The organism is Rhodococcus sp. P4_E4 (assembly GCF_056401575.1).
Window position 1 is genome coordinate 65,527 of record NZ_JBFUJB010000018.1, and the last position, 24,591, is coordinate 90,117.

The following is a 24,591-nucleotide window of genomic DNA, read 5'->3' on the forward strand; positions in this document are numbered from 1 at the left end:
ATCGCTACCGTTCATCAAGTGCTTCATTACGCCCTCATCCTTCTCGCTTTCGGCGCCTTGACCGGAGTCACCACCGTTCTGTTCGGATTCGGTGGCGGGTTTGTCACCGTCCCAGTCGTTTACGCTGCATCCACACTTCGGGCGGACGCCATCGATCCGATGCATGTCGCCGTCGCATCCTCGGCGGCAGTGATGGTAGTCAATTCACTCGGTGCCACAATCGCATTCAGGAAGTCAGGACGGCTTCGGGCGGAGTACATCAGACCACTGATCGGCCCCGTCGCAGTCGGAGCAGGCCTCGGAGCGGTTGCGGCAGGTCACGTCGACGACGGCGCCGTCAGGATTCTTTTTGTCCTCTACCTCGTGGTCACAATCCTCGACAGCCTTCTGCGACAAGGGTTTCTGACACCACCTGAACCTCGAGAACATCTTGACCGTCACGGCGTCCGCGCTGTCGGGATAGGCATCGGCGCCGTCGCAAGTTTCCTCGGAGTCGGCGGGAGCGTCATGACGGTTCCGATGATGCGTCGCGGCGGAGTTCCGATGGCCGACGCCGCCGCGAGCGCCAACCCGTTGAGCTTGCCTGTCGCCGTCGTCGCGACTGCAGTGTACGCGGCCTCATCAGGGCACAGCACCGCCTCGGATCTGTCAGCGGGCAGACTCGGCGCAATCGACCTTCTCGCCGTTTGCGCGTTACTGGCCGGCTCTCTACCTGCGATTGCACTGAGCCGGCGAATTGTCGGCGCCATCCCGGACCGGATCCATGCCGCCGCCTACATCGCTCTACTCGCAGTAGTCACGGCGGTGATGATCGCGGCTTAGCGGACGGCGTACCGCAGATAGATGACGCCGCCGTCGAAGGTTTTCTCTTCGAGCAGCTGCAGGTCCAGTCGCCCGCGCGGAAGGGCAGGCAATCCGCCTCCTACGCTGACCGGGCAGACGAACAGTCGGCATTCGTCGACCAGCCCCGCCGCGAATGCACTTGCAGCGATCGTCGGCCCGCCGATCGAGATATCTTGTACCGCTTCGCTCTCGAGCGCACGAACGGCGTCGGCGTCGAAGTCCCGGGAAATCGTTGTGCGCGCCGTCGATACCTCGTTCAGCGTCGTGGAGTACACGATTTTATCGATGCCACCCCAGATCTGAGCGAACTCGACTGTCGCCGCCTCGATTCCGGCAAACTCGTCCGGCACCGAAGAACCTACCGATGCGGAAGTACCTTGAAGGTCCTCGTGTGCCGTTGTCTCCCAGGGAATCATCGTCTCCCAGGGAATCATCGTCTCCCAGGGAATCATCGTCTCGTACATCCGGCGCCCGAGCAGGTACGTGCCGACTCCCCTCTCGAGCTCGTTGACGAACGAATGGACCTGCGCGTCGGGAACCGCCCAGTCGAAGTTCCCCTGCTCATCAGCCACATACCCGTCGATCGAGCAGATCGCCGAGTAGATCAGGCTCACCATCGGTCCACGTGCAGCACGTTGTCGACCGGTTCACGGGCGGCGGGTTTGAACGTCTCGCCGGTGAAGTACGCCGTCGGGATAAGCGCCGCCTGATGGAATCCGGCCGGAATACCCAGCAGCTCGGCAACTTCCGCTTCACGCTGCAGGTGCAATGTCGTCCACGCCGTACCGAGTCCACGTGCCCGTGCGGCCAGAGCGTAACTCCACGCGGCCGGGAGTAGAGAACCCCACAGACCGGCCTGGTTCCCCTCCGGCAACGTCTTACCCGCCTTGATGCACGGAATGAGAAGAACCGGCACCTCGCCCATGTGCTCACCGAGCCACGCGACGCTGGTGCCTACTCGCTGTTGGATCGGCGCGCGATCGGGATCATCGGCGAAGAGTTTTGCCGCCGAACCGTGAGAAGCAAGGTACTCGTCGGTGACTTCCTTGTAGATCTGCCCGACTGCTGCACGCAGTGCCGGATCGGTCACCACCATCCACTGCCACCCCTGGCGATTCGAACCGGAGGGCGCCTGCAGGGCGATCTGGAGGCATTCCTTCACCAGGTCCAACGGCACGGGACGGGTCAGATCCAGACGCTTTCGAACGGTCCGCGTTGTGGTCAGTAATTCGTCGGGTGTCAGGTCGAGTACGGGATACGACGTCATCTCCCGATCATTGCACTGTCGCGAGCAGTGAGCAGGACAGTCCGTCTACACTTTTCTGATCCCGTGCGTGCTGGTTGTCGGGAGTATTCCCCGATCAAAGGACTTTCGACATGAGTTGGCACGTCTGGTTGGCGTTCTTCGGAGCAAGTTGGGTGATCAGCCTGTCACCGGGGGCCGGCGCCATTGCGTCGATGTCGTCAGGGCTTGCCTACGGCTTGCGGCGCGGATACTGGAACATCTTCGGGCTGCAGTTGGGATTGCTGCTGCAGATCGGAATTGTCGCGGCCGGGGTCGGTGCAATTCTCGCCAGTTCGACCGTGGCCTTTTCCTTGATCAAGTGGTTCGGTGTGGCATACCTCGTCTACCTGGGAATCAGGCAGTGGCGATCGACGCCTACCGAGGTGGAGACCGACGAGGCAACCGCGAGCAGTTCGGGCCCGATGATGATGCTTCGCGGTTTTCTCGTGAACGCGAGCAACCCGAAGGCCGTCGTTTTCATGCTCGCTGTGCTCCCACAGTTCCTGGACCCGTCGGCACCGCTGCTTCCGCAGTATCTGATCATCGCCGCCACGATGTGCGCAGTCGACGTGATCGTGATGACCGGATACACCGGGCTGGCTGCACGGGTGCTCACCTTGATGCGATCCCCCAAACAGCAGCGAACCACCAATCGAGTGTTCGCCGGCCTGTTCTTCGGAGCCGCCGGCTTCCTCTCGAGCATCGGGCGTGCAGCGGCTTGATCGGTCACACGGCTTGATCGGTCACAGGCCTGCAATCAAGTTGACGACGGACGCCACGATCACCGAACCGAACAGGTACGACAGCAATGCGTGGCCGAGCGCCATCGCGCGCATGTCCGACGACTTCAAGTTGGTGTCGGAAATCGCGAAGCTCATCCCGACCGTGTAGGCCACGTAGGCGAAATCGCTGTACCGCGGCGGTTCTTCCTGATTGAAATCGATTCCGCCGTCGGGGCCCGAGTAGTACAGGCGCGCATAGCCGAGGGCGAACAGCGTGTGGACCGCCAGCCACGAGATCACGACGCTGCCGACTGCAACCGATGCCGCCACGACTTGGTAGTGATGTCCGTCGGGTGCCGCCAAGAGCAGGAACGCGATACCGACCAGGCTCGCGACGGCAGCGCCGAGAATCAGCAGGTGTGCGACGTTGCGAGCCGGTTCTTCCCGCGTTGCGTGGCTCGCGGTGAGCGTCGCATCGAAGGGCCAGACCAGAATCCACGTCCACACCGTGAACACCATCGCCGCGACATCCCAGCCGATCAGGAAAGCGAACCGGGGGTAGCCGACCAACGCCGTGACGACACCTGCAGCGACACCGAGCACCAGACCTGTCGACACTCTCAGCGCTGGCCCGGCACCCAGCTCACTCCGCGGAACCGGGTTGATCGGAAGGTCGTGCGATCGATCGTTCACGGGCTCAGTCAACCACCGTTCGCAATGAGACGGTGGTTACGCCGCAAGGTAATCGAGAAGCAGGTGTCTCAGGCGTTGCACGCACCGACCAATGGCTTGCCGTTGAATTTGTCCAGCACGTACCGCAATCCGACACCGAAGTCCGCTACGGCCGGCGCGAGGTGATTGTTACCGCTCCCCGGATTCACTGCAGGCAGGGTGTCGGTGAACAACGTCGCCTCGGCCCCGCGCGCGCACCAGTCCTGAACCAGGCGCCGGGTTTGCTCGTACGGGATGAAATCGTCGTTGAGCGCGCCGTTGACCAGAATCGGCGAGGCCGGGGTTCGCCGCCCGATGCGTTGTTCCTCGATCACCTGCTGGATCTCCGGTACCGATTCCACCACGTCGGCAAGTGGCCGGCCGTCCGTGGTCCACGACGCCGTCGACTGCTTCCCGTACTTGGTTCGGGAATCGATGAGGCATTGCCCGGCGACGTCGGCGAGCACGGACCGGCCGTAGTCGTTGAGTCGAGATTCGATCGGCTCTCGGGCGGCGGGATATCGGTCGAGGACGCCGTTGATCGTGTAGCCGATCGCGGCCATCAGGCCGGTACCGTCGATATGACGCAGAACGCTTGCCAGGTCTGCCGGGGGCGCGCTCGCGTAACTCCCGACCAGATTCAACTCAGGCGCGTATTCGGGTGCCAGTTCGGTTGCAGCGGCAGTGGCGCCGCCGCCCTGCGAATGGCCCCACAGCGCTATCGGATCGTCCTCTCCTGCCTTCGCCAAGGCTCGGGCAGCGCGTGCACCGTCCAACATCGCGTGGGCTTCCTCGGCGCGATTGACGTAGGTATGGATACCGGGTGTTCCGAGTCCGATGTAGTCGGTGACAAACACGCGAACGCCCTGGGCTAGGAATGCGAAAGCAAATGCGGACTCGTAGTTGACACCGACACTGTCCACACCGGCACCGTAGTTCGACGGATTCCCGGGTTCCGCCAGGCGGAGTTGACCGGCAGTGGGAAACATCCTCGACGGCGCGCACTGATCACCTTGGCCCTGAGTGCCCGGACCGATCACGACCGTCGGGCGCGGGCCCGCGCCTGACCACGGGGCAGCCGGCTCCAGGAACGAGCCCGACACAGCAACATTGGATCCGTGGGTGTCGGTACTCGAATACAGGATCCGGGTCCCGACACCAGGCACTCCGCCAACGGCACCGGCCAGCGGCAGCGGTTCCGTCCGAATCACCGAACCCGGATCACCGACGTCGCCCGGAATCGCGTCGTAGAAGTCGTTCACAGGTTCGGCGTTCGATATCGGTGTGAACAGTAGCGAGGTCGACAACAGCGCCGATACCGCAACGGCCGAAACCTTCAGTGCCGCGAGGACAACCTTCCGGGTGCTCATGGAAATCCAACGTATAGGCCTCAGTCGACGCGCGGACCGGTTTCGATCTGCGGGACTTCAATCGATCGATACCAACTGCTACGCGAGCGGGCCATGCCACTGGCCCCCCGATCGCCTGGTTTCACGGCCAGGACCTGATGAATCGTAAGCCTGTGCGGCTCCTCGAAACCCAGGGCACTGGCAGCGAGATACAGCAACCAGGTACGCACGCGGGGAGCACCGACCTGTAGGACCGATGCGTCCCAGTTCTCGCGAAGGTTCTGTACCCACGCGCGCAGTGTCAAGGCGTAATGCTCGCGCAACGCCTCGCTGTCACGCGTCTCGAAACCTGAAAGTTCCAGCGCATCAATGGTTTTGCTCAGCGGAAGGATCTCACCGTCCGGGAAGATGTACCTGTCGATGAAACTGCGTCCGTCATCGACGTTGTCCGACAAAGACTTCACCGCCGCGATGGCGTGATTGAGCAGACGACCCTGCGGCACGAGCAGGTCGAAGAGTTTTGCCGTGTACACCGGCAAATTGGCCAGGCCCACATGCTCGGACATGCCGATGCTCGAAATCGCGTCGTACGGGCAGTCGTCGACGTCGCGATAGTCCTGCACCCGAATCTCGATACGATCGGCCAAACCCGCGTCGGCAACTCGTCCCTTGGCGTACTCGACCTGCTCGTTGCTCAGTGACACTCCGACGACGTCGACGCCGTAGTTCTGGGCAGCGTGCAGTGCCATCGATCCCCAGCCACAACCGACGTCGAGCAGTCGCATTCCCGGCTTCAGATCGAGCTTGCGGCAAATCAGATCCAGCTTCGCGTACTGAGCAGCTTCGAGGGATTCGACCCCTTCCGGCCAGTACCCGCACGAATAGACCATGCTCGGCCCGAGAAACATTTCGTAGAAGCGGTTCCCGACGTCGTAGTGATGGGAGACCGTGGCCGAATCGCGTGATTTACTGTGCCGCTTGCCTCGCTTACGACGCATCTCGATCGACGGAGGCGATGGCGGTGGACCCACCGCCCCCAAGCCGGCGAAAGTACCGGCGGCGCGCACCAGCGAGCGCAACGGCAACGCCGACAAACGATTCTCACCGAGCCGCGTGACCAGATCCGGGACATCGAGGAGCGCAAAGATATCGCCGTCTACGTCCAGATCGCCGGACACGTATGCCCTCGCCAGTCCCAATTCGTTGGGAGAGTACAGGACTCGGCGTAGGGCACGCCGATTCCGGAAATGTACCCGCGCAGCGGCGTCCGGCGGACCTGCCTCCGAACCGTCCCAACATCGCACGCGAACCGGAAGCGGAACCCCGATCACTTCCTCGAAAACCGTCAAAATTTTGGTCGCGGCACCAGTCACAGATCAACCCCTCCGACAAAAGATGGTTAGCCGATGACAGAAAACTTACGCCCGATTCGCGAATCTTTCGCGCCATTTGTCCGAGTTTTGGGCAGTGTTCATCGCAGTTTCGGTATTCATCGAGGTTTCGGTATTCATAGCGGTGTCAGGGCTCCACCAGCCCGGCGAGGAATTCCACCAGCAGTCTCTTAGTCACCTCACGTGGCAGCGATTCCACTGCCGCGAGGACGGCCGCCATGTCCAAGGGAGAATCAGCAGAACCCCGAGGATCCAGCCCCGCCGACCTCAAAGCTGCCGCGACAGCGTCACTTGGCAACGCAAGAACATCGGCGACGGTGACATCGCCACGTTCGAATGCTCCGGCCAATTCTGCCAGGGCCGGCGGCGCCTCGGCTGCCGCCAAGCCGCGAACGTCGTCGGCACCGAGGACGAGCGCATTGGTCAACTCGCCGAGCACCGACTCGGTCACCGGGGTGACGGTGAGGTGGGTTGTTCGAGGTAATACAGTTCCGTCAGGTTGCGTCGACGCCGGCTGCCCTTGAAGGACGAAGCCGCGGGCACCGACAGCGCTGACCCAGCGATGCGGATCGACTCGACGTTCGAGGGGCACCGAACCATCGGTGGCGACCGCGAACAGCGGCCCCACCGGCGAGCCCACGACGCGAAGCCCGTCGATGCTCTGGACCGTTTCGATCAGCGCACGGGTGGCCCGCTGCGCCCGGGACACCAGTTCGGCGTACCCCGATTGCCCGAGAACTTGCGAAATCGCCCACGCTCCGGCCAGTGCAGCAACGGATTTGGAACCGAGCAGAGTGGGATTGACCACCGGATACCCCGGCCAGTCCGTGAGCCCGAAATACTGCTTGCGATGCAGGTTACGCCCACGGTGCAGCAAGACCGAGACGCCCTTGGGCGAGTATCCGTACTTGTGGAAGTCGACCGACATGCTGGTGACATCGGGCACCTGGAAATCCCAGGGCGGCAGATCACCCCACCACGGCAACGCAAGCCCACCGATGCAGGCGTCGACATGTAGTGGAACCGAATGTGCACGAGCAACTTCCGCGACGTCGGCGATCGGGTCGAGTGCCGCGAACGGGTAATTGGGCGCCGAGACGACGATCAGAACCGTGTCCTTCCGAACTGCCGTCGCAATATCGTGTGCTCCCACGCGCCCCGACGTGGGATCTACGGGTACCAGGATGAGTTCCAGTCCGAGTAGGTGCGCTGCCTTGTGGAAAGCGGCGTGCGCGGTGGTCGGAAGAACCAGCGAACCCTCACCCGGCGGGAGGCCGCGGAAGTCGCGAGCTGCCTTGACGGCCAACACACAACTCTCCGTTCCGCCGCTGGTGACATTTCCGACGACTATGCCTCCGGTGTCTGTGTCTGTATCTGTGTCTGTATCAGCGGCTGGGTCTGAAGCTCCATGGAGGAACTCGCGAGCGAACGCAACCAACTCACGCTCCATCACCGCCGTGGACGGGAACACCGTCGGGTCGAGACCGTTGACCGGCTGAACCAATCGAGCTGCGTCCGCTGCCAACTCGTCGAGGGTTGCGAGACCGCTGTCGTACACGTACGACAGAACCCGGCCTCCGTGCGTCGGGGCGTCCTGCTCACGAAGCGAACGCAGCCGAGTCAAGATGTCGGCCGCCCTCTTCTCGAGGTTCGTGCTCTCGACGATCTTGCCCTGAAGTTCCTCGGCCTGAGTGGAACTCATCGTTCACCTACGTTCTCGTGAGTGGATTCTTGTTCGGTGCGGTAGTTCCGCAGTACGACCAGGCTGATCGCAACCAGGATCGCCGGGACGACCGAGAAGCCAAGGGCTATTCCGGTCAGCGCTGATTCCGGTTGCACGACAGTTTCGCCCGCAGTTTTCGAAACGAAGCCGGTCACCGCGAGTACACCCAAGAACACCGCGGGCCCCAGGGCAAGGCCTGCGGTTTCCGAGGCTGTCCAGATACCACTGAGCGAACCACCACGTTGGCGTCCACCGATTCGCGCGTCGTCCTCGATGACGTCAGGAAGCATCGCCAACGGGAAAACCTGCATGCCGGCATATCCGACGCCGGCAAGGGCGACGGCACCGTAGATCCACGAACCGGCGTTGACAGCCGCAAGGGTCAACAACGCCGTCGCGACGACAAACAGAACCGAGGACACGACGTAACCGCGAAGCTTTCCGTACCGATGCGAGAACCGGTACCACAGCGGCATGACGACGAGAGCTGGTCCGACGAGTGCAACGAACAGACCGGTGAGCGCGCCTTCGCTGCCCATCACATAGGTCGCCAGATATTGCGCACCCGCCAACATCACAGCGGTGGCAAGTGCTTGGAGCACGAAGACGATGACCAGCAATCGGAACGCGCGGGTACGTCGTATCGCGTCGAACCCGTCCCGGTACTGCGAGAGCAACGAGCCGACCGGCGCGTCCGCGTGAGTCACCGTGTGGCGCGCCGCTCCGCGAACTGCCCAGATCATTGCCCCACACATCAGCGCCGACACCCCGATGGCCATGACCAGATAACCGCGTGCTCCGCCCCCGGCAGCGTCGCGAAGTTCCGGTCCACCAGCGCCGATGACCAGAATTGTCAGGGCCAACACCTCAATTCGAACCGATACCAAACGAGTGCGTTCGTGGTAATCGCCGGTCAACTCGGTCGGCAACGCGATATATGGAACCTGAAAGAGGCTGTACGCACTCGCCGCGAGCAGGAAGAAGACGAGCACCCACAACGCCCCGACTCCGGGGCCCGCAGACACGGGGGCTGAGAACGTGAGAATGAAGAGCAACGGCAGTCCCAGAGCGCCTGCAAGCATGAGTGGCACTCGCGTACCAGTTCGATGAGAGCTTCGATCGCTGATCGACCCGATCAGCGGATCGATCAGGACGTCGGCGATTTTCGGGACAATGACTACAAGCGACGCGAGCGCCGCGGCCACGCCGAGCGTATCGGTCAGGTAGTACGCCAGTACCAGACCTGGAAGCACGCCGAATCCACCCGTGCCGACACTTCCCGCTGCGTATCCGGCCACCACACCACGCGAAAGCCTGTCAGGCGATCTACCTTCACGAAGACGTACCGGTTTGTCTGTAGTCACCGTCCACACACTAATGTCACGTCTCCATACCGCGAGGGCAAAAGAATCTCGATGACCAGAAGTCGCTCACTCGGACGGGCCGGGCATGCCAGACTGTGACCCGATTCGCACACGAACGAAAGCCTGAAGACGATGGTTGATCCACTGACAGAGATCTGGCCTCCGTACGGAGTCACGATCACGTGTGGGCGCATCACCTTGGTCCCTGTGCGCGACGACCATTTCCCCGAACTCGCTGCGCTGGTCCGAGCCGGCATTCACCCTGCCGAACAGATGCCGTTTCTCGTCCCCTGGACGGTGGGCACTCCCGAAGAAGTGTCGCGAAGATTCATCCAATACCACTGGTCGGTCCGCGGAGCGATGACCACGGCCGACTGGAAATTCGAAACAGCCATTGTCGTCGACGGAGAAATTGTCGGCTGCCAGGCGTTCGCCGCGACGGACTTTCCCAAAAGTCGTACCGGTGAAACCGGCTCGTGGATCGGGCGCGGGTTCCAAGGCCGGGGCATCGGCACTCTTGCCCGACAGGCAATCTGCGCATTCGCATTCGACTCTTTGGGCGCACGCAGCGTCGTGTCGTCGGCGTTCACGGACAACCCCGCCTCGATTACGGTGTCGACCAAAGTCGGGTACCGCGCCGACGGCACAGTAGAGGAGTTGGCTGCCGACGGCCGAATGACCGTGCGTCGACTCTTCACCCTCAGGCGCGAAGATTTTGTCGCACCGCCGTACCCCGTCGAAGTGACCGGCGCAGACGCGCTCAAGGAGATGCTGGGCATCGACTGAGCGAGCTACACGTGCACAGCGGCAACCGGTAGAACAGACGCATGGAACCCTCCGACATGATGGCCGCAGTCACCTCGTCCATGCGCGACCGTACCGGACGCACTCTCGAAGAATGGGTTGAGGCTGTACGCACGTCGGGGGTCGACCCGCTCGATCAGAACGAAGTCCGCAAGTGGCTGAAAGCAGAGCACGGTGTACCGCAGAACTCGCAGTGGGCAATTGCATTCGAGACAGCCAAACAGTCCGGATGGGTGGAGCCGACCGTCGAGCAATACATCGACCAGCAGTACAGCGGCCCGAAGGTAGCACTGCGACCCATCTTCGATGCAGCCCGACGTCTGATCGAAGAGCTCGGAACCGATGTTCGAGTCGAAGGCCGCGGAACATACACGCCCTTTGTTCGCGCTCGCCAATTTGCTGCCATTAGCTTTTCTGGTGGTCACCGAGAACGAAGTGATCCTGATCGACGGCTGCGTCGGATCCGGAAAACCCCGCAACCGCAGCCAATTCGACCATCTGGACCCCTCTTGGTTCACAGAATTCACCAACACCGGCTTCACCCCGGATGACGTCTCCACCGTCGTCCTCTCACACCTGCACGTCCATCACGTCAGATGGGCCACCCAGCGCGGCTTTGTCAACTTAACTGAACGTGACTGGGGATCAACAGCCTTCAGCCAAGCTGTATTCTGTTGGTGGGAACCCGGTTCAAACGACCGGTACATTTGTGACGTCGTTCCAGGTGGCGAATCGGGTGGTCATTTCGGAGCGGTAATCGCTCGCGGTGAGCTTGTGTCGGCCGGGCCGGAAGTGCGGGGAGATCGCGCTGAATACCGCCAGAAACCGTTGAGCCGCACCGGATGAGCGGAAGCCCGTCATCGCGTGTTCTCGCTGTCTGGTGGGTTGGTGCGAGTTCTCGTCCCGGTTGTTGAGGTACTTCGAGCGCCGATGTTCCACCGATGGCATCAACTCCCGGTGCGCCACAACGTAGCTGGCGAGCTTATCGGTCACCAGCACCCTCGGTACCCGCCCCTGCTTGCGCATCAGCTTGCCGAAGAAGCGTTTCGCAGCCTTCGCGTTGCGTCGTGACTGAACCAGGACGTCGAGGACATTGCCGCTCTGATCGACCGCCCGCCACAGGTACTTCCGGATACCGCCGATCTTGACGAACACCTCGTCCAGGAACCATTTATCGCCGGGTTCGGGAGCACGTCGGCGCAGGCCACGCGCATATTCGGGCCCTAACTTCGCGCACCATGTACGGATCGTCTCGTGCGAGACCACGATGCCGCGGGCGAGCATCACCTCCTCGACGTCTCGCAAGCTCAAGGTGAACCGGTAGTACAGCCACACGCAGTGGGCGACGGTCTCCGCGGGATAGCGGTGTCGTTTGTACGGCGACCGCGTCGAATCCACCCGTGTCTCGTCCCCAAAGCTCATTCGACGATCATCCCTGACTGACGGCCCAGTTAAGTTGACAATGCCCGAGAGACGGCGACAAGCCAATGCGTCATCCGTCCGATCCTGCTTGCCTGCAACGATTACGAACTGTGTCCTACCACCGAAAATTGATTGCCGTGCCGAGACCTCATCTCCTCGACGAGGATGTCGATCGAGGCCATTCTCCGACGACGAAGCGGGTAGATATGCATGCACAGTTTCGCGCTCGAACACTTTCCACGGCAACCAGTCGCAGAGTTCCAGTCCCCGGTTAGGGACGCCTCAGTCCCTCGATCCACCGATTTCCACTGATCTCAGCTCAGGATATTATGTTCCATATCAATGTGTTTCGTCGACCAAAGCCACGACCAACTGGGCGCCATCCGAGGTTGTCCGCTCGCTCACGTCGACACGAGTCACGCTGGTGCGTACTCCGATAAATGATTGAGAAACCCTGTCGAATTGAGGCATCTCGATCACCTCGACAACATTGCCGACGGCGTTAGCAGCGTGTCGCTGCAGATCACCATCAGCAGGACCCGAAACCTTCACTTCGGCCAAATCAACTTGAATGATGGCGTTTCCAGAGACTGACTGCGCCCCTCGTCCGCCGTATGCAATCGCCTCGGAAACCGGGCGCAGGGACCAGGCGATGCGGCCAGCACCTTGAAACTGATCGATAACCTCCTCGCCGACCTCCGATTGGTTGAGATCGATCGACGTCAGTGTCAGCAATGAAGTGTCATCGGGACCGTTCGTGGGCGGGGCGGGAATGGGTTCCCCAGCAACCAACGCCCCTGCTTGCGGCACACCGGCACAACACCGCAGCGAATCCGATGCAGTCGAGGAAGCCGAGGAGATCGGCGGAACTGAAGGTTCACCGCACGACGACAACGCAATGACGGCAACGAAACATCCGGTGTACTTACCAAGCTTCGTACTCGAACGCTATATCAAATTCTCAAACAGATCATCGCCCCAATCCCGTTGGCGCGTCTTCTGTTAACCCTGACGGTCATCGAGGCGCATATTCAACGATACTTGCCCCAAATACAAAACAGGACAGTTTGCTTTGCGTAAATCGTCCAAATCACACCGAAGGTGGAAACATGAGAACAGCGATGCGGTACCTCACAATGACGGCCCTAGCTGCCGCCATGACTATCGGATGGAATGCCCCCGCAGCATCAGCTGCCCCAACCTGTGGCGGAAACACAGTCTGCACGTGGTCGGGCACGAACTACACAGGCTCGTACCGAATGTTCAACCCCAATCCGAACGCCTTCTGCGGAACCACCGTGATCTCCGTCAGCTCCGCAGTCAACGGGTCTGGCAAAGCAATGGATTTCTGGTCGGGACCCAACTGCACCGGGGGGCACACAACCGTCTGGCCAGGCGGGACCAATCCTAACCTAGGGTTCTCCGCCCAATCGGTAGGATGGTGCTCCGTTTGCCGATAAATACAGGGGGCACAACATATTTACGTCACCCAAGTGTAACCAAGACATCCCCGCCGTGCGACACACATTCGTCGATGACCGCCGAGGCGTCAATAGAAATGCAACTACCGAGATCATCGGACGGGTCAGCTGCGTGACCCATGCCAGCGCGGCAAGTTTGCGAACATGACGAAGCGACTAGTGCCGGACCACACCAGCGGCTTCTTCATCTTCTTTGGAAGACTCGTCCATGGTCGACCACAGCGCGTAACCGGCGGACATCCTGCTAGCGCCTTCTGGTCTGTTGCCGTGATGGCAGACCGTGCAGCTGTTCATGAGCTGGTGGTCGACCTCGGGCTCCAGCGGTGGTGGAACTGGTGGTGTCGAGGTTGACTAGTTCCTGCTCCGGCGCGGCAAGTTTTGAAGTTAGCCGAATCTCGATCGATGAATAATTAGGTTGCGATACTTCATGTTTGATCTGAGTGGTCGACAATTTCGCCGGGTCGCCCGATCACACCGATTCGAGTCGATTCATGGGCCAAATACGAACATTCGTGGTTAGACCGTAGAGTCGCCATATCGATTTCGCTGGGCGGGGTTTGCGCGACACCGCCGGCACATAGGGTCGAGGCAGCGCGCGGGTACTTGACGAGTGCTGAGCCCCACCTCATTTACCGTTTGCGGCCCACCCGCTTTACAGCCGCCACGATTTCGGGCGAGCATCCCCGATACCGGATCTCGTCGAAACTCCACATGCGACAGGGAGGATCAAGGCAAAAACCGCACCGGCACAACACGCTTAACGATCGTGTACGTCACTCCATCGTGGACCTGCACTGTCCTGCAGCAAAGGTACCGCGCTGAGATTGTCCAATCCGGCGATGAGGTAACCCGACTCGAATCCAATCGAGTCAGTTGGAGCCCGACCGAAATATGTATGCCCCCAGGGAGGCCTTAGGGGGCACACACTTCGAGTGCCGAGTTACAATTCACCTCAGCGGGGCGAAGGTGCAACTGTGACGAGCGTGTAGCCGATCACCAAGTAAAGCAGCACCGCCTAGTCGAGCGTCAGGGCCGGTGGCGCTGTTCGCCGGGCATAGTCAAGTTAATTGGAGTGCAACAGCTTTCGAGTCCAGCAGGCCATCACACGGAGCAGCCGTTCAGACAGCGCGGGACTTTTCGGCGACCTGATCCCACACCTGAATAGGAGGGCTCTTTCGGTGCAGTGATCGCTGACGTCATCCGATTACGACGCGGGCGAAAGTGCGGGGAGATGCGCCCGAAAGCGGACAGGAATCGTTGCACACCGGTGCTCACCGACGCAGACCAACTGTGAGCGATCCCCCTGTCATCGCTCGCGACCTGATCAGCGAGGGTTTCGAACGACGATGACGAAAGCTTGCCCCAGTAGAGATTCCCGGCGCAGTTCAGCTTGGGATTCAACACTTTTCGACTGTAGACGCCGCAGGTCGGTGAGCACGCCGAGGCGATTCGCGGTGAGCTCGCCGCCGCAACGCACAGGTGGGAACAGCTATTCGGATTTCAACTCGCCGTCGAAGCCCGAGGACCAGTAGCGTCCTCGCAGCGAAAGTTCGAGCAGCATCTCGGTGACCTCTTCCGGGGTCAGCGGCGGTGGGTCGGATTCGAGCCACCATTGCATGACTGCGATCTGTTCTCCCACCCACGCCCGGGAGAGAACTTCGATGTCGATTCGCGGGGTCACTCCGAGCGCTTCCGCCCGCGCGGAGAATATCTGTACCGCTGCGGCACTGCGGTCCTCGATGAATTTTCGCAGCGCCTTACCGTCCCCCTCCCCGCGCAATATCACGCGGTAGACGTCGCGTTCCTCCGCCGCATGTCGAAACATCTCGAGTACCGGCTTGCCGGTGAAGCCGACCGAGGAGGCGGGTACGAGTGGACCGAGTCGCTCGTGCAGGTCCGCGCTCAAATCGGAAACTACCTGCCCGAGCAGGTCATCCTTGTCGGTGTAGTGGCTGTAGAAGGTTGCCCGACCCAGATCCGCGCGGTCTGTGATGTCCTCGACGGTGATCCCTGCATATCCGCGTTCCAGAACCAGGGACACCAGCGCGTCCCGCAGCAATCGTCGGGTACGCCGAACACGTCTGTCTTCTGGAGGCACTGGCTTCCCTTCCTTCGCAACTGTTGTAGGCAGCATAGTCCAACATTGACAGGGCGATTGAATATAGACACACTGTCCAATAACATTCGTGATGTCGAATTTTCTTGGAGAGTTCATGAACCTCGGTACCTATCTCGCCCGAAGCGCCAGTTTCCATCCGGATATCGAAGCCCTTGTCTGCGGCGACGATCGGTGGACATACAGCGAACTCGACACGGCTGCAAACCGTCTCGCGTCCGCTCTCGCACTTGCCGGCGCACGGCCGGGACACATGATCGGCACCTTCGCCGGAAACTGCGGGGAACTCGTCGTGACCGAAATGGCCTTGTGCAAGGGAGGGTTCGTCCGGGTACCGATCAACGCACGACTGGGCACGGACGAACTCGCGCATATCCTCGCCGACGCCGATGTCCGTGTTCTGTTCGTCGACGCCGCCCACGCCGGTATGGCACTGAAAGTCGTCGCCGACGCCGGGCTGAACTGCCAGGTGTTCGACTACAGCACTTCGACTCCCGGCGCGGACAGCTATCACGGACTGCTGGCTACGGGCAGCGAAGACAACGTCGAGATGGACGTCGACATCGACGCCCCAGCAGTTCTCAACTACACCTCCGGGTCCACCGGAAAGCTCAAAGCTGCGATCCAGAGTCAGGGCAACCGCTTGGCCAATCTGCGCAAGCGATTGATGAGTCCTGAAGGCGCCCCGTCAGTGGGCGATCGCTACCTCGCCCCCGGCCCGATCACACACGCATCCGGGATGGTGATGCTCGGAATGTTTGCACGAGGTGCAACCGTCGTGGTTCTTCGGTCCTGGAATACCGAGTCCTTCTTGCGGACCATCGAACGCGAGCGCATCAGCACCACATTGGTAGTCCCGACGATGCTCAACCTGCTGATGGATCATCCGTCGGTTACCGGTATCGATTTGAGTTCGCTGCGCTGCATCGGGGTGGGCGGCGCACCCGTCTCTCCGCAACGACTGCGTGACGCGGTGAAACTGTTCGGTCCCATCGTCATTCAGGGCTACGGACTCGGCGAAACAACGAGCGTCGTCACTGTTTTGACTGCCGACGACATTGTGCGCGGCATCGATTCCGACCCCGACCTTCTTCTCTCGTGCGGACGACCTGCCTACGACACCGATGTCCGCGTGGTCGACGACAACGGTGAACAGGTCGCGGCGGGCATGATCGGCGAGATCGTCGTCAGAGGCCCGGACTGCGTACGTGAGTACTTCCGCGAACCCGAGCTGTCCGCCGAGACGTTCCGGAACGGCTGGGTTCACACGGGCGACGTGGGCTACTTCCGTAAGGACGGCTACCTCTTCATCGTCGACCGCAAGAAGGACATGATCATCTCGGGCGGATTCAACATCTACTGCAGCGAGGTAGAGGCCGCACTCTACGAACATCCGGCCGTTTCCGAAGTCTGCGTCGTCGGAGTCCCCGACCCTAAGTGGGGCGAGGCGGTCAAAGCGATTGTCGTACGTCGGAGTGGAAGTCAGACCACAGCAACTGAATTGATCGACCACTGCGCGACTCGTCTGGCAAGCATGAAGAAGCCACGTTCGGTCGACTTCGCAGATTCGTTGCCTGTCAACCGAAACGGCAAGATCGATCGTCGCGCCGTTCGCGCAACCTATTGGGCCACTGCTGACCGTCACGTCAACTGACAGGAAATAGACATGTCATTCGCTCTCACCCCTACCTACGACGACAATCCCAAACTTCAATCACTCGTCGAGCGTCTGCGCGAGTATCTCGACGGCGAACTCGCCGCGTACGAAGCAGGATTGGGACTCACCCAGGAATCCCACTACACCCGCGAGACGCTCGAGCCAGTATGGAAGCGCAGCCGCGAACTCGGCTTCTACGGCATCCATCTTCCCACCGAACTCGGCGGCCAGAACCTCACCTTTACCGAACTCGCCGCGCTCAAGGAAGAGGTCGGCGCATCGCCGCGGGTCCTCTCTACGTCGGTACTCGGAGACATGGGCGGCCCGCTCCGAGCTGGATCGATCTTCCAATACGCCACCGAACACCAGATGGAAAAGTACTTGCTGCCAGTGCTGCGCGGCGAGAAGGCATGCTGCTTCTCCCTCACCGAGAACGACGCCGGTTCCGACGTTCGCGGCATGCTCACCACCGCAACCCCGGACGGCGCCGGATGGCGCCTGAACGGCCACAAGGTGTTCTCCTCCGCCGGCCCGTTCGCCGATTTCTCGGTCCTGATCGCCAAGATGGCATCCAGCAGCGACGGCGACGGTCCGGATTCGTACTCGGCCTTCCTGGTCGACCTGGACGCTCCTGGCTGCGTCGTGGCCGAAGGTGATGTCCCGATGTCCGGCCAGCACATCGAAGCGGACATCATCCTCGACGACTGCTACGTAGGTCCGGAACAGCTCCTCGGAAATGTCGGCGAGGGCTTGCGGATCGGGCTGGGACGAGTGACGGTCAATCGGCTCCTGCACTGCCCGACCGCGCTCGGCGGAGCCCGCCGAGCGCTGGAATTGTCGTTGGAGTACAGCAAGACTCGCCAGGTGCAGGGCGCTCCTCTTGCGATGTTGCAGTCCATCCAACACAAACTCGCCGACATGGCGACCGATTACTACGCCGCGCGGTCGATGACCTATGACGCACTCGCCGCACTCGACACCGGTGCACGTCCGCGGATCGAAGCCTTCATGTGCAAACTGTTCGTTGCAGAGAAGGCCTTCACCATCGCTGACCATGCAGTTCAGATCCACGGCAAGTCTGGCGTCATACGCGGTTCGGAGATCGAATCGCTGTTTCAACGTCTGCGCATGTTCCGAATCCTCACCGGATCATCAGAGATCCAGAAGAACGGCATCGCCCACCAATTACTCACCACCTGAACATCATTCACCCACATTCGTGTCCAATCCGTGCCCGTCAGGTCGTCTCACGCTCGATGTGACGACCGGGCGGGCACTCGACGTTTCAGAGGCAACCACCGTGATCGAGCACGAACCGGACTACAGATTCAGTCTTGCGAACGAGCGAACATTTCTCGCATGGATCCGAACGGCGTTGGGGTTGCTGGCCGGCGGCGTCGCAGTCGGCCAGTTCTACGTACCCGAAAAGGACGACAACATGCACAGAATGCTCGGAGTCGTGTGCACCGTGGTGGCGTCGGTGATAGCGATCGGCGCGCTCCGGCACTGGAAAGCCACTCAGACCGCGATGCGGCGTGATCATCCCTTACCCAAATCGCCGATGATCCCGCTTCTCGTGGGCGGGGTGTGTCTCGTTGCGGGTCTGAGCGTAGGAATGACCGTGCTGTGACGGACAGCGAGCCTCCTGGATTGCAGCCCGAGCGAACCGTGCTCACCTGGCGACGCACCGCCCTCACCTCGCTGACGGTCACAGTGATCGCCGGCCGTGAGATCGCTCTGGATCCGTCGATCCCAGGGTGGGCACTCTTCGTCGTACTGATGCTCACGACAACCGGCATCGCGGCGGGCATCGTCGTGCGCCGTCGACGCACCGTGCTCGACGCCGAGGATTCGCGCACGTTCCCCCACCTGCTGCTCTCCGTTGTCGCCATGAGTGTTGCGTTTGCCGGGGGATGCGCGGCGGTGAGCGCCTGGTGAGGAACTTAGTCATTCCTGAATCGACGGCGGGAAGATGCGTCGACCACCTCTAGACATCATGTCTATTTATGTATAGTCTCGCCAATATTAATCTATGTGACTCAGTGCACATCATTCTGCGCGCACGCCGAACTTGCGAATAGGCAGCGAGCGCATCCTCCGGAGGAACAATGACCACAGAAATTGCGTCGCCTACCCAGTTTCAGCGCGGTCGGCGAGGAAAGAACCTCGCTCTCCTGACCGGCTCTACGGCAATGGACAACGCCGAGAGCAGCGTGACGTCCGTGATGTTCCCGCTGATGCGCGAGGCAATGGGGCTCTCGTCAGCTGCACTCGGCACGATCGTCGCCGTATCGAAAGCAGTCGGGGTGTTCACCGCAATTCCCTGGGCGTTCCTGGCCCGCCGATATTCTCGCAAGTCGGTACTTGCCGTCTGTTCAGGATTCTGGGGCGCCTGGGTGATCCTGGCCGGCCTGTCCGGCAGCTTCACTCAGTTTCTCGTTCTGTATGCAATCGGTGCTGCAGGTTTCGCCGGAGCCGGCTCGATCGCATTGTCCATACTCGGCGATTTGTACGAAGACGCGCGCCGTGGTCGCGCAACCGGATTGATGTACGGAGGTGTCGCCGTCATCACCGGCGCGACCGCTCCCGTATTCGGACTGTTAGCGCGCTTCGAAGACGGGTGGCGCTACGGCTACATCATCACCGGCGCGATCTGCATCATCATCGGGGTGCTGATCCTGATTTTCCTCGACGATCCTGAATCCTCCGATACACACCCGCAGACGACCAGCGAGGATCTCGAGACCAAAACCCGATTCTGGCGTGAAGGTATACGAGAGCTCCTCGCCATCAAGACATACCGATACATTCTGATCCAACGCATCTTCTCCGGCCAGAACGTCATCATGAGCTTCAGTATCGTGTTTCTCGTCGAGGAGCATGGATTTACTACCACTACGGCATCGATCATCGCGCCGCCCTTCGCAATCGGTTACCTCGTGGGCACTTTCGTCGGAGGGCGAGTCAACGATGCCGTCCATGTCATGCGACCGCGCAGCGGACGCATCCTCATGCTGCAGGCCAGCCAACTCGGATTTGCCCTTGCCGCATTAGTCGCTACACAGATCTCCTGGAACAGCATTGGGGCTTACGCCGTCATGTTCGCGATCGTCGGCGTCCTTCAAGGTCAGGTACCTGTGGTCAACCGGCCGATCATCATGGCGGTGGTCCGCCCGGAACTACGAGCACTCGCCTTCGCAGTATCGCTCTCAACCGTCGAAGCACTCGCGTACGCCGGTTACGCCTTCCTCGTCGGAATCCTCGGTGACAGAATGGGATTGCAGGGTGCGCTCTTCATCGTCACCGTCGTCCTGACGACCCTCAACGGGGTCGCTTCGGGCGCCCTGTATCGGCCGTACGCCCGCGACAGCGCGGCCTTGCTGACCGCAGTCACGTCTCTCCACGACCAGAATGCGCATTCCGAGGTCAGGTGATTTCGCCCCCCACCGCACGAAACTCGACAAATCAACTCAGAAGAGGACCTTTGATGACACGAACCATCGCGATGGACGACCTTCGCTGGGCCCGCGGATTCACCGACCCGGCCGACGTACGCCAACAGGCCACGACGATCCGAGAGATGCTACCGACCCGCCGCGTGTGGCGTGGCGACGGACCCACATGGACCCTGCCGACCGACTACACCGACTTGTCCGGCATCCCTCTGAACCTTCCGGATCAACCGGAGCAGTCGTTGTCCGACTTCCTGGCGGGCGCGCACAGCGACGGCATCGCCGTCGTGCATCGCGGCCGCCTCGTGTACGAGAGCTACCTGCACGGATGCAAAGCCCATGAACCGCACCTGAATGCTTCGATGGCGAAGTCCTACGTTGGTTTGATGGCCGCACTCGTCGAAGCACAAGGACTGTTCAGCCGCGACGACGTTGCATCGAAGTTCATTCCCGAGTTGACAGGAACTGCGTTTGGAGACAGTAAGATTCAAGACCTGTTACACATGGGCACCGATGTGACCTACAGTGACCGAAAGTTCTATCGCACCGTCGAAGCCAGCCGATTCTGGGCCGTTGTCGCCCCGAACCTGCGCCCTGCGAATTATCGCGGCCCGGAGACCATCCTCGAGCACCTCGCCACCGCACGAACCGCAGGCCCGACAGGCACCGAATTCCGCTATGAGAATGGCAATGTCGAGACGGTAGGCGAAGTATTGCGCCGCGTGACCGGGACTTCGCTCGCCGAACTTCTTAGCGAACTGGTCTGGTCTCGGATCGGAGCCGAGGAAGATGCGTTCTACATCGTCGACTCGTCCGGAACAGAAATGGCGGCCGGCGGTTTCAGCGCAACCCTTCGAGACGTAGCCAAAGTAGGTGAGATGATCCGCTGTGGCGGCGCCGTTAGCGATCGTCAGGTGATCCCACCCAGCATCGCGCGATCCCTGACCGCAGACGTACCCGCAGGTTATCCCTCGGAAGTCAGAAGCCCGCGCGCACCTGTCGACTCTCCCCCGACGATGAGCTACCACGACTACTGGTGGATCCTCAACGACCCGTTCGGATCGTTTATGGCAAGCGGAATCCACGGCCAGAGACTTTTGATCTCGCGCAACCTGGAATTGGTCGTCGCTCATTTCGGAGCGCACATCCTCTCCCCCGCGACAGGCACCCCGGACTTCGTACCCGCGTTCATTCAGGTCGGCACTCACCTGACGTCGAGCCCGCGTGAGCTGGCCCCCTCCAACCAAACTTCGCAGGCCGAAGAGTAGTAGCCCTAACAATGCTCAACCTCACCCGGAGCGGCACGACGAGTTCAGCGCACTGAACATTATTGAGCCGCAACGACTCCGAACATCCCATGCATACCAGAAACAAAGCGCCGGGCGAAAACCTGACCTATTTGGGCGAACGCATATCATTACACGACCCCACACCAAATCACTCATGCAGAATAGAAATGAGCGTGCAATGCACACCCCCCAGATCGGAATCGTCACCGGCGCAGGCTCAGGACTAGGACGGGCCACCGTCACCCAGCTCCGCCAACTCGGCGCAACAGTCGAAGCATGGGACAAGAACGAACACACGCTCGCCACCCTTCCCACCGACGAACACGTGCGCACCCACGTTGTCGACATCACCGACGAATCTCACGTGAGCACCGCCGCTGCCGAAGCAATCTCCCACCACCAGGGAATCGACTTCGTCGTCAACTGCGCCGGCGCCTATCTCTATACCTCCCTCGAAGAAACAACCACCGAACAGATCCGAAAACTCCACGACCTCAACATCATCGGACCCACCCTCGTCGTGCAAGCCTTCCTACCCGCTCTACGCTCATCACGCGGTTCCATCGTCAATGTCGCCAGCACCGTGGCACTCAAACCCACAGCCAGCAACTCGCACTACGCAGCCTCGAAAGCCGCACTTGCCCAACTCACACGATGCTGGGCCCTCGAACTAGGCCCCGACGGCATACGCGTCAACGCCATCGCGCCAGGCCCCATTCGAACATCACTGTTCCGCAACGCCGGCATGACCGAAGCACAAGAGAACGAGCTCCTCGACACCCGAACAGCCACACTCCCACTTCGACGCGCCGGCACCCCCGAAGAAGCCGCGATCTGGATCGCACGCCTAGCCCTCGAAGACAATTGGACCACCGGGGCGATCATCCCCGTCGACGGAGGCATGTCTCTGTGAACACCGCTATCCGGCGCCCTCGGAACAACCAAGCAAACGTACCCAACGGGATGCACGAAACCGAGTGATTCCCCCACCATCATTGGGGCTTCGGGCAGAGGCCCGACCTCAGTGGAGGGGGACTGTCGCTAGGTCTGTGCCTATCGGGCCGCTGGACGGCTTAACCAACTCACCAGGCATTCGGCAACGACCCCAGCCGACGCCGAGATTCAAGTTTGATCGGGGTATACGTCCCGGCCCACAATTCCTCACCCACGCACAATAAGCCGAGCAGCCACGCGAGGCGGCTACCTGCTGTTCGCCGCTGAATAGGCTCCGCCGCCGGCCCCTATTCCAATCCTGCAGTGGTATGGACTTTTGAGAGGCAGCAGTTGGCTCAAACCCCCTATCACCCAACGCAACCGACCACGCGTAGCGGGAGATCGCCAAAAGATCGAACACCGCGACCTTGGGCACAGCTTCGATCGCCCACATGAATTCGTCTTTACCCTCCTCTGTCCATCTGTGACCATGTGGCAAGTGTGCGGGCATTGGACCGGCACGTGCCGTGGCGTTACGGCACGTCAGCGTTACCAGGTCCTCGGCGGCGATTGCCGTAACCCGAACATTGCGTGACTGGAAAAGAGGCGACACAGGACGAACCTTTCCCTCGGCAATCAGGACGACCCTCACTGTCGTCGGCATGGGCGGCCCGTAACTGACCATGAAATCGAGGTCAGAATAGACGCGTGACCATGTGGATAATCGCAGCCGTAGTTGAGCTCGCCGCGATCGTTGCCCTCGGCGTCCTCCTCGTCGTGTCGAGAAAGAAGCTCAGGGACACACGGAACGCACTCGAACGAATCCGGAGCGACTCGCCTCGACGTCGACGGCGGGGAATCGCCTCACGGGCGCTGCGTGCCCTCTACCCGCGGGCCCAGGACGACGAACTCCTCAGATGGAAGCTCATTCGCTGCTTCCAAAGCTTCAACAACGAGGCGATCAATACGCTGCTGACCGGCATCGAACACAACGATCCGAACCCCGCGATCCGCCAGGAAGCGCATCGCTCCCTGACTGTCCTAGCCGGTCGATCGAAGATGTGAAGCCCGAACGCACTGACGCGACATAGTCCAGAAACTATCCCGGTTCATTGCCGACCTTTGGAAGTGGCATTGATAGATCGAGAACAAAATTGCCGTGGTATCAGCCTAGGGGCGTGTCAACCACAGGCCCCGGCTCGCTCCGTTTCTGCACAGTACACACGGTCGAATACGAGTTACGTTGCCATGCAAACAATCTAGGATTCAGTGACGCCAGCTCCGCCGAGGTCAGGCCGAAGGGTTCTTCTGCCAAACGGTTGACGAGGAATTTCAGCACAAGGCCGCGGCGATGATGTTCGACGTCGGGGGTTCTGGCACACGTCGTAGGCGTCACGTTGCAGCGCATGGACTTCCCTGCCTCGGGACGATCCTGCGAGCAGAACATACGATCAACGCAACTGCGATACGACGGCATCAACGACCAGTTCCACGATCACTTCGGCGACACGCTCCCCGAAGCGGCGAAGCCCACTTCGACGAATTGCAGTCACTCGACCCTCTCGCCCAAAGATGCGGCTAGCTGAGAGGAGGTTCGCGCCCGAGTGCGACGAAACAAATGTTGGGCAACCGGCCGCCACGCGCCAAAATCGCCACGACGCGACACCTGCTGGTAGACGAGGGAATTAAGGCGATCCTGTAACGCAACCGCCAGGGAGAAGCGCCGCCCCAATGCTAGGCAGCAGCGTTGTGCGAGCTGCGGTGAGGTTCGCTACGGAAGCGCGATGCGCGGCCGTCCATCTTGCAGGCCTTCCACACCAGGCGCGAGGCACGGTTCATCAGGCCGGTGTCGGTGGCCAGCATGCGGACGTCACCGAAGTAGTTGCGCAGGGTCTGGCGCGACTCGGGCAGATCCCAGAACAGGTCCTTCTTCACGGACTTCGGGATGTCGAACTGCTTCCAGAAGGACTTCGGCGGGATGACGATGGCGTCACAGAGAATGCGCATGACGATCGGGAACAGCAGCGAGAGGACGAACCGGTTCGGGCG

23 protein-coding genes and 2 pseudogenes are annotated in these 24,591 nt (G+C 61.0%); 14 read left to right on the forward strand and 11 right to left on the reverse strand.

Annotated features, from left to right (window positions below; translation table 11 throughout):
- The first annotated feature begins 18 nt into the window (after nt 1-18).
- A complete protein-coding gene (locus AC1DVN_RS20225) occupies nt 19-822 on the forward strand; it encodes a sulfite exporter TauE/SafE family protein (RefSeq protein ID WP_259349288.1) in 804 nt (267 codons plus the stop codon).
- Here AC1DVN_RS20225 and AC1DVN_RS20230 read toward each other — a convergent pair.
- Entirely contained in the window at nt 819-1,460 is a 642-nt protein-coding gene (locus tag AC1DVN_RS20230) for a dihydrofolate reductase family protein (protein ID WP_477846885.1), read from the reverse strand. The genes AC1DVN_RS20225 and AC1DVN_RS20230 overlap by 4 nt on opposite strands.
- Entirely contained in the window at nt 1,454-2,110 is a 657-nt protein-coding gene (locus AC1DVN_RS20235; RefSeq protein WP_003942413.1) for a nitroreductase family protein, read from the reverse strand. Before AC1DVN_RS20235 ends, AC1DVN_RS20230 begins: the two co-directional genes overlap by 7 nt.
- A 110-nt stretch (nt 2,111-2,220) precedes the next feature.
- Here AC1DVN_RS20235 and AC1DVN_RS20240 point away from each other — a divergent pair, with 110 nt between their 5' ends.
- Nucleotides 2,221-2,850 carry a LysE family transporter gene (locus tag AC1DVN_RS20240; RefSeq protein ID WP_019748785.1) on the forward strand — a complete coding sequence of 210 codons (630 nt, stop codon included), beginning with the start codon at nt 2,221-2,223 and terminating at the stop codon, nt 2,848-2,850.
- Between the two features lie 21 nt (nt 2,851-2,871).
- On the opposite strand, the gene AC1DVN_RS20245 is transcribed toward AC1DVN_RS20240, so the two are convergent.
- The 5 genes from AC1DVN_RS20245 to AC1DVN_RS20265 all read right to left on the reverse strand — a co-directional run bounded on the left by AC1DVN_RS20245 (nt 2,872) and on the right by AC1DVN_RS20265 (nt 9,397).
- On the reverse strand, nt 2,872-3,543 hold the full coding sequence (locus tag AC1DVN_RS20245) for a DUF1345 domain-containing protein (protein WP_020908009.1): 672 nt from the start codon (nt 3,541-3,543) through the stop codon (nt 2,872-2,874).
- Nucleotides 3,544-3,611: 68 nt separating this feature from the next.
- Nucleotides 3,612-4,931: a lipase family protein gene (locus tag AC1DVN_RS20250; protein WP_477994160.1), complete on the reverse strand. Its 1,320-nt coding sequence runs from the start codon at nt 4,929-4,931 to the stop codon at nt 3,612-3,614.
- A 20-nt stretch (nt 4,932-4,951) separates the two neighbouring features.
- Nucleotides 4,952-6,283: an SAM-dependent methyltransferase gene (locus AC1DVN_RS20255; RefSeq protein ID WP_214500078.1), complete on the reverse strand. Its 1,332-nt coding sequence runs from the start codon at nt 6,281-6,283 to the stop codon at nt 4,952-4,954.
- 145 nt (nt 6,284-6,428) lie between these two features.
- Nucleotides 6,429-8,003, reverse strand: coding sequence for a pyridoxal phosphate-dependent decarboxylase family protein (locus AC1DVN_RS20260; RefSeq protein WP_214500077.1), 1,575 nt, complete (start codon nt 8,001-8,003; stop codon nt 6,429-6,431).
- Complete coding sequence (locus AC1DVN_RS20265) at nt 8,000-9,397, reverse strand: MFS transporter (protein WP_477994161.1); 1,398 nt, start codon at nt 9,395-9,397, stop codon at nt 8,000-8,002. The genes AC1DVN_RS20260 and AC1DVN_RS20265 overlap by 4 nt, the downstream gene beginning before the upstream one ends.
- A gap of 123 nt (nt 9,398-9,520) precedes the next feature.
- Between AC1DVN_RS20265 and AC1DVN_RS20270 the strand changes: the two genes are divergently transcribed.
- The 3 genes and pseudogenes from AC1DVN_RS20270 to AC1DVN_RS20280 form a co-directional block, all read left to right on the forward strand.
- Entirely contained in the window at nt 9,521-10,174 is a 654-nt protein-coding gene (locus tag AC1DVN_RS20270) for a GNAT family N-acetyltransferase (RefSeq protein WP_211917609.1), read from the forward strand.
- Nucleotides 10,175-10,233: 59 nt separating this feature from the next.
- Nucleotides 10,234-10,662: pseudogene (locus AC1DVN_RS20275) on the forward strand (DUF4287 domain-containing protein); the annotation flags it as partial.
- Nucleotides 10,628-10,735, forward strand: a pseudogene (locus tag AC1DVN_RS20280) (hypothetical protein); the annotation flags it as partial. The pseudogenes AC1DVN_RS20275 and AC1DVN_RS20280, both read left to right, overlap by 35 nt.
- Nucleotides 10,736-10,882: 147 nt before the next feature.
- Here the strand turns inward: AC1DVN_RS20280 and AC1DVN_RS20285 are convergent.
- Both AC1DVN_RS20285 and AC1DVN_RS20290 read right to left on the reverse strand, forming a co-directional pair.
- Entirely contained in the window at nt 10,883-11,614 is a 732-nt protein-coding gene (locus tag AC1DVN_RS20285; RefSeq protein WP_279219748.1) for an IS6 family transposase, read from the reverse strand.
- A 339-nt stretch (nt 11,615-11,953) separates the two neighbouring features.
- Nucleotides 11,954-12,349: an AMIN-like domain-containing (lipo)protein gene (locus AC1DVN_RS20290; protein WP_477994162.1), complete on the reverse strand. Its 396-nt coding sequence runs from the start codon at nt 12,347-12,349 to the stop codon at nt 11,954-11,956.
- 422 nt (nt 12,350-12,771) lie between these two features.
- Between AC1DVN_RS20290 and AC1DVN_RS20295 the strand changes: the two genes are divergently transcribed.
- Nucleotides 12,772-13,074 carry a peptidase inhibitor family I36 protein gene (locus tag AC1DVN_RS20295; RefSeq protein ID WP_378668758.1) on the forward strand — a complete coding sequence of 101 codons (303 nt, stop codon included), beginning with the start codon at nt 12,772-12,774 and terminating at the stop codon, nt 13,072-13,074.
- Nucleotides 13,075-14,584: 1,510 nt separating this feature from the next.
- Here AC1DVN_RS20295 and AC1DVN_RS20300 read toward each other — a convergent pair.
- On the reverse strand, nt 14,585-15,193 hold the full coding sequence (locus tag AC1DVN_RS20300) for a TetR/AcrR family transcriptional regulator (protein ID WP_113684132.1): 609 nt from the start codon (nt 15,191-15,193) through the stop codon (nt 14,585-14,587).
- 115 nt (nt 15,194-15,308) lie between these two features.
- On the opposite strand from AC1DVN_RS20300, the gene AC1DVN_RS20305 reads away from it, so the two are divergent.
- From AC1DVN_RS20305 to AC1DVN_RS20340, 8 genes are all read left to right on the forward strand, one after another.
- A complete protein-coding gene (locus AC1DVN_RS20305; protein WP_133727460.1) occupies nt 15,309-16,865 on the forward strand; it encodes an AMP-binding protein in 1,557 nt (518 codons plus the stop codon).
- A 12-nt stretch (nt 16,866-16,877) separates the two neighbouring features.
- Nucleotides 16,878-18,068, forward strand: coding sequence for an acyl-CoA dehydrogenase family protein (locus AC1DVN_RS20310; RefSeq protein WP_113684134.1), 1,191 nt, complete (start codon nt 16,878-16,880; stop codon nt 18,066-18,068).
- A 100-nt stretch (nt 18,069-18,168) separates the two neighbouring features.
- Nucleotides 18,169-18,498 carry a YidH family protein gene (locus AC1DVN_RS20315; RefSeq protein WP_230091163.1) on the forward strand — a complete coding sequence of 110 codons (330 nt, stop codon included), beginning with the start codon at nt 18,169-18,171 and terminating at the stop codon, nt 18,496-18,498.
- Nucleotides 18,495-18,806, forward strand: coding sequence for a DUF202 domain-containing protein (locus tag AC1DVN_RS20320; RefSeq protein ID WP_477994163.1), 312 nt, complete (start codon nt 18,495-18,497; stop codon nt 18,804-18,806). The genes AC1DVN_RS20315 and AC1DVN_RS20320 overlap by 4 nt, the downstream gene beginning before the upstream one ends.
- A gap of 170 nt (nt 18,807-18,976) precedes the next feature.
- Complete coding sequence (locus AC1DVN_RS20325; RefSeq protein WP_477994164.1) at nt 18,977-20,302, forward strand: MFS transporter; 1,326 nt, start codon at nt 18,977-18,979, stop codon at nt 20,300-20,302.
- Nucleotides 20,303-20,355: 53 nt separating this feature from the next.
- Entirely contained in the window at nt 20,356-21,588 is a 1,233-nt protein-coding gene (locus AC1DVN_RS20330; protein WP_477994165.1) for a serine hydrolase domain-containing protein, read from the forward strand.
- Between the two features lie 199 nt (nt 21,589-21,787).
- Complete coding sequence (locus tag AC1DVN_RS20335; RefSeq protein ID WP_195849594.1) at nt 21,788-22,522, forward strand: SDR family NAD(P)-dependent oxidoreductase; 735 nt, start codon at nt 21,788-21,790, stop codon at nt 22,520-22,522.
- A 728-nt stretch (nt 22,523-23,250) separates the two neighbouring features.
- Nucleotides 23,251-23,607 carry a hypothetical protein gene (locus AC1DVN_RS20340; RefSeq protein WP_279219894.1) on the forward strand — a complete coding sequence of 119 codons (357 nt, stop codon included), beginning with the start codon at nt 23,251-23,253 and terminating at the stop codon, nt 23,605-23,607.
- Nucleotides 23,608-24,276: 669 nt separating this feature from the next.
- Here the strand turns inward: AC1DVN_RS20340 and AC1DVN_RS20345 are convergent.
- Nucleotides 24,277-24,591, reverse strand: a 315-nt coding sequence (locus tag AC1DVN_RS20345; protein WP_477994166.1) for a diiron oxygenase, incomplete at its 5' end; no start/stop codon positions are given.

Excerpts from the sequence above, each read along its gene's own strand:
- AC1DVN_RS20230 (WP_477846885.1), bottom strand. The coding sequence starts at position 1,460 with ATGGTGAGCCTGATCTACTCGGCGATCTGCTCGATCGACGGGTATGTG.
- AC1DVN_RS20235 (WP_003942413.1), bottom strand. The coding sequence starts at position 2,110 with ATGACGTCGTATCCCGTACTCGACCTGACACCCGACGAATTACTGACC.
- AC1DVN_RS20240 (WP_019748785.1), top strand. The coding sequence starts at position 2,221 with ATGAGTTGGCACGTCTGGTTGGCGTTCTTCGGAGCAAGTTGGGTGATC.
- AC1DVN_RS20250 (WP_477994160.1), bottom strand. The coding sequence starts at position 4,931 with ATGAGCACCCGGAAGGTTGTCCTCGCGGCACTGAAGGTTTCGGCCGTT.
- AC1DVN_RS20260 (WP_214500077.1), bottom strand. The coding sequence starts at position 8,003 with ATGAGTTCCACTCAGGCCGAGGAACTTCAGGGCAAGATCGTCGAGAGC.
- AC1DVN_RS20270 (WP_211917609.1), top strand. The coding sequence starts at position 9,521 with ATGGTTGATCCACTGACAGAGATCTGGCCTCCGTACGGAGTCACGATC.
- AC1DVN_RS20285 (WP_279219748.1), bottom strand. The coding sequence starts at position 11,614 with ATGAGCTTTGGGGACGAGACACGGGTGGATTCGACGCGGTCGCCGTAC.
- AC1DVN_RS20295 (WP_378668758.1), top strand. The coding sequence starts at position 12,772 with ATGACTATCGGATGGAATGCCCCCGCAGCATCAGCTGCCCCAACCTGT.
- AC1DVN_RS20305 (WP_133727460.1), top strand. The coding sequence starts at position 15,309 with ATGAACCTCGGTACCTATCTCGCCCGAAGCGCCAGTTTCCATCCGGAT.
- AC1DVN_RS20310 (WP_113684134.1), top strand. The coding sequence starts at position 16,878 with ATGTCATTCGCTCTCACCCCTACCTACGACGACAATCCCAAACTTCAA.
- AC1DVN_RS20325 (WP_477994164.1), top strand. The coding sequence starts at position 18,977 with ATGACCACAGAAATTGCGTCGCCTACCCAGTTTCAGCGCGGTCGGCGA.
- AC1DVN_RS20330 (WP_477994165.1), top strand. The coding sequence starts at position 20,356 with ATGACACGAACCATCGCGATGGACGACCTTCGCTGGGCCCGCGGATTC.
- AC1DVN_RS20335 (WP_195849594.1), top strand. The coding sequence starts at position 21,788 with ATGCACACCCCCCAGATCGGAATCGTCACCGGCGCAGGCTCAGGACTA.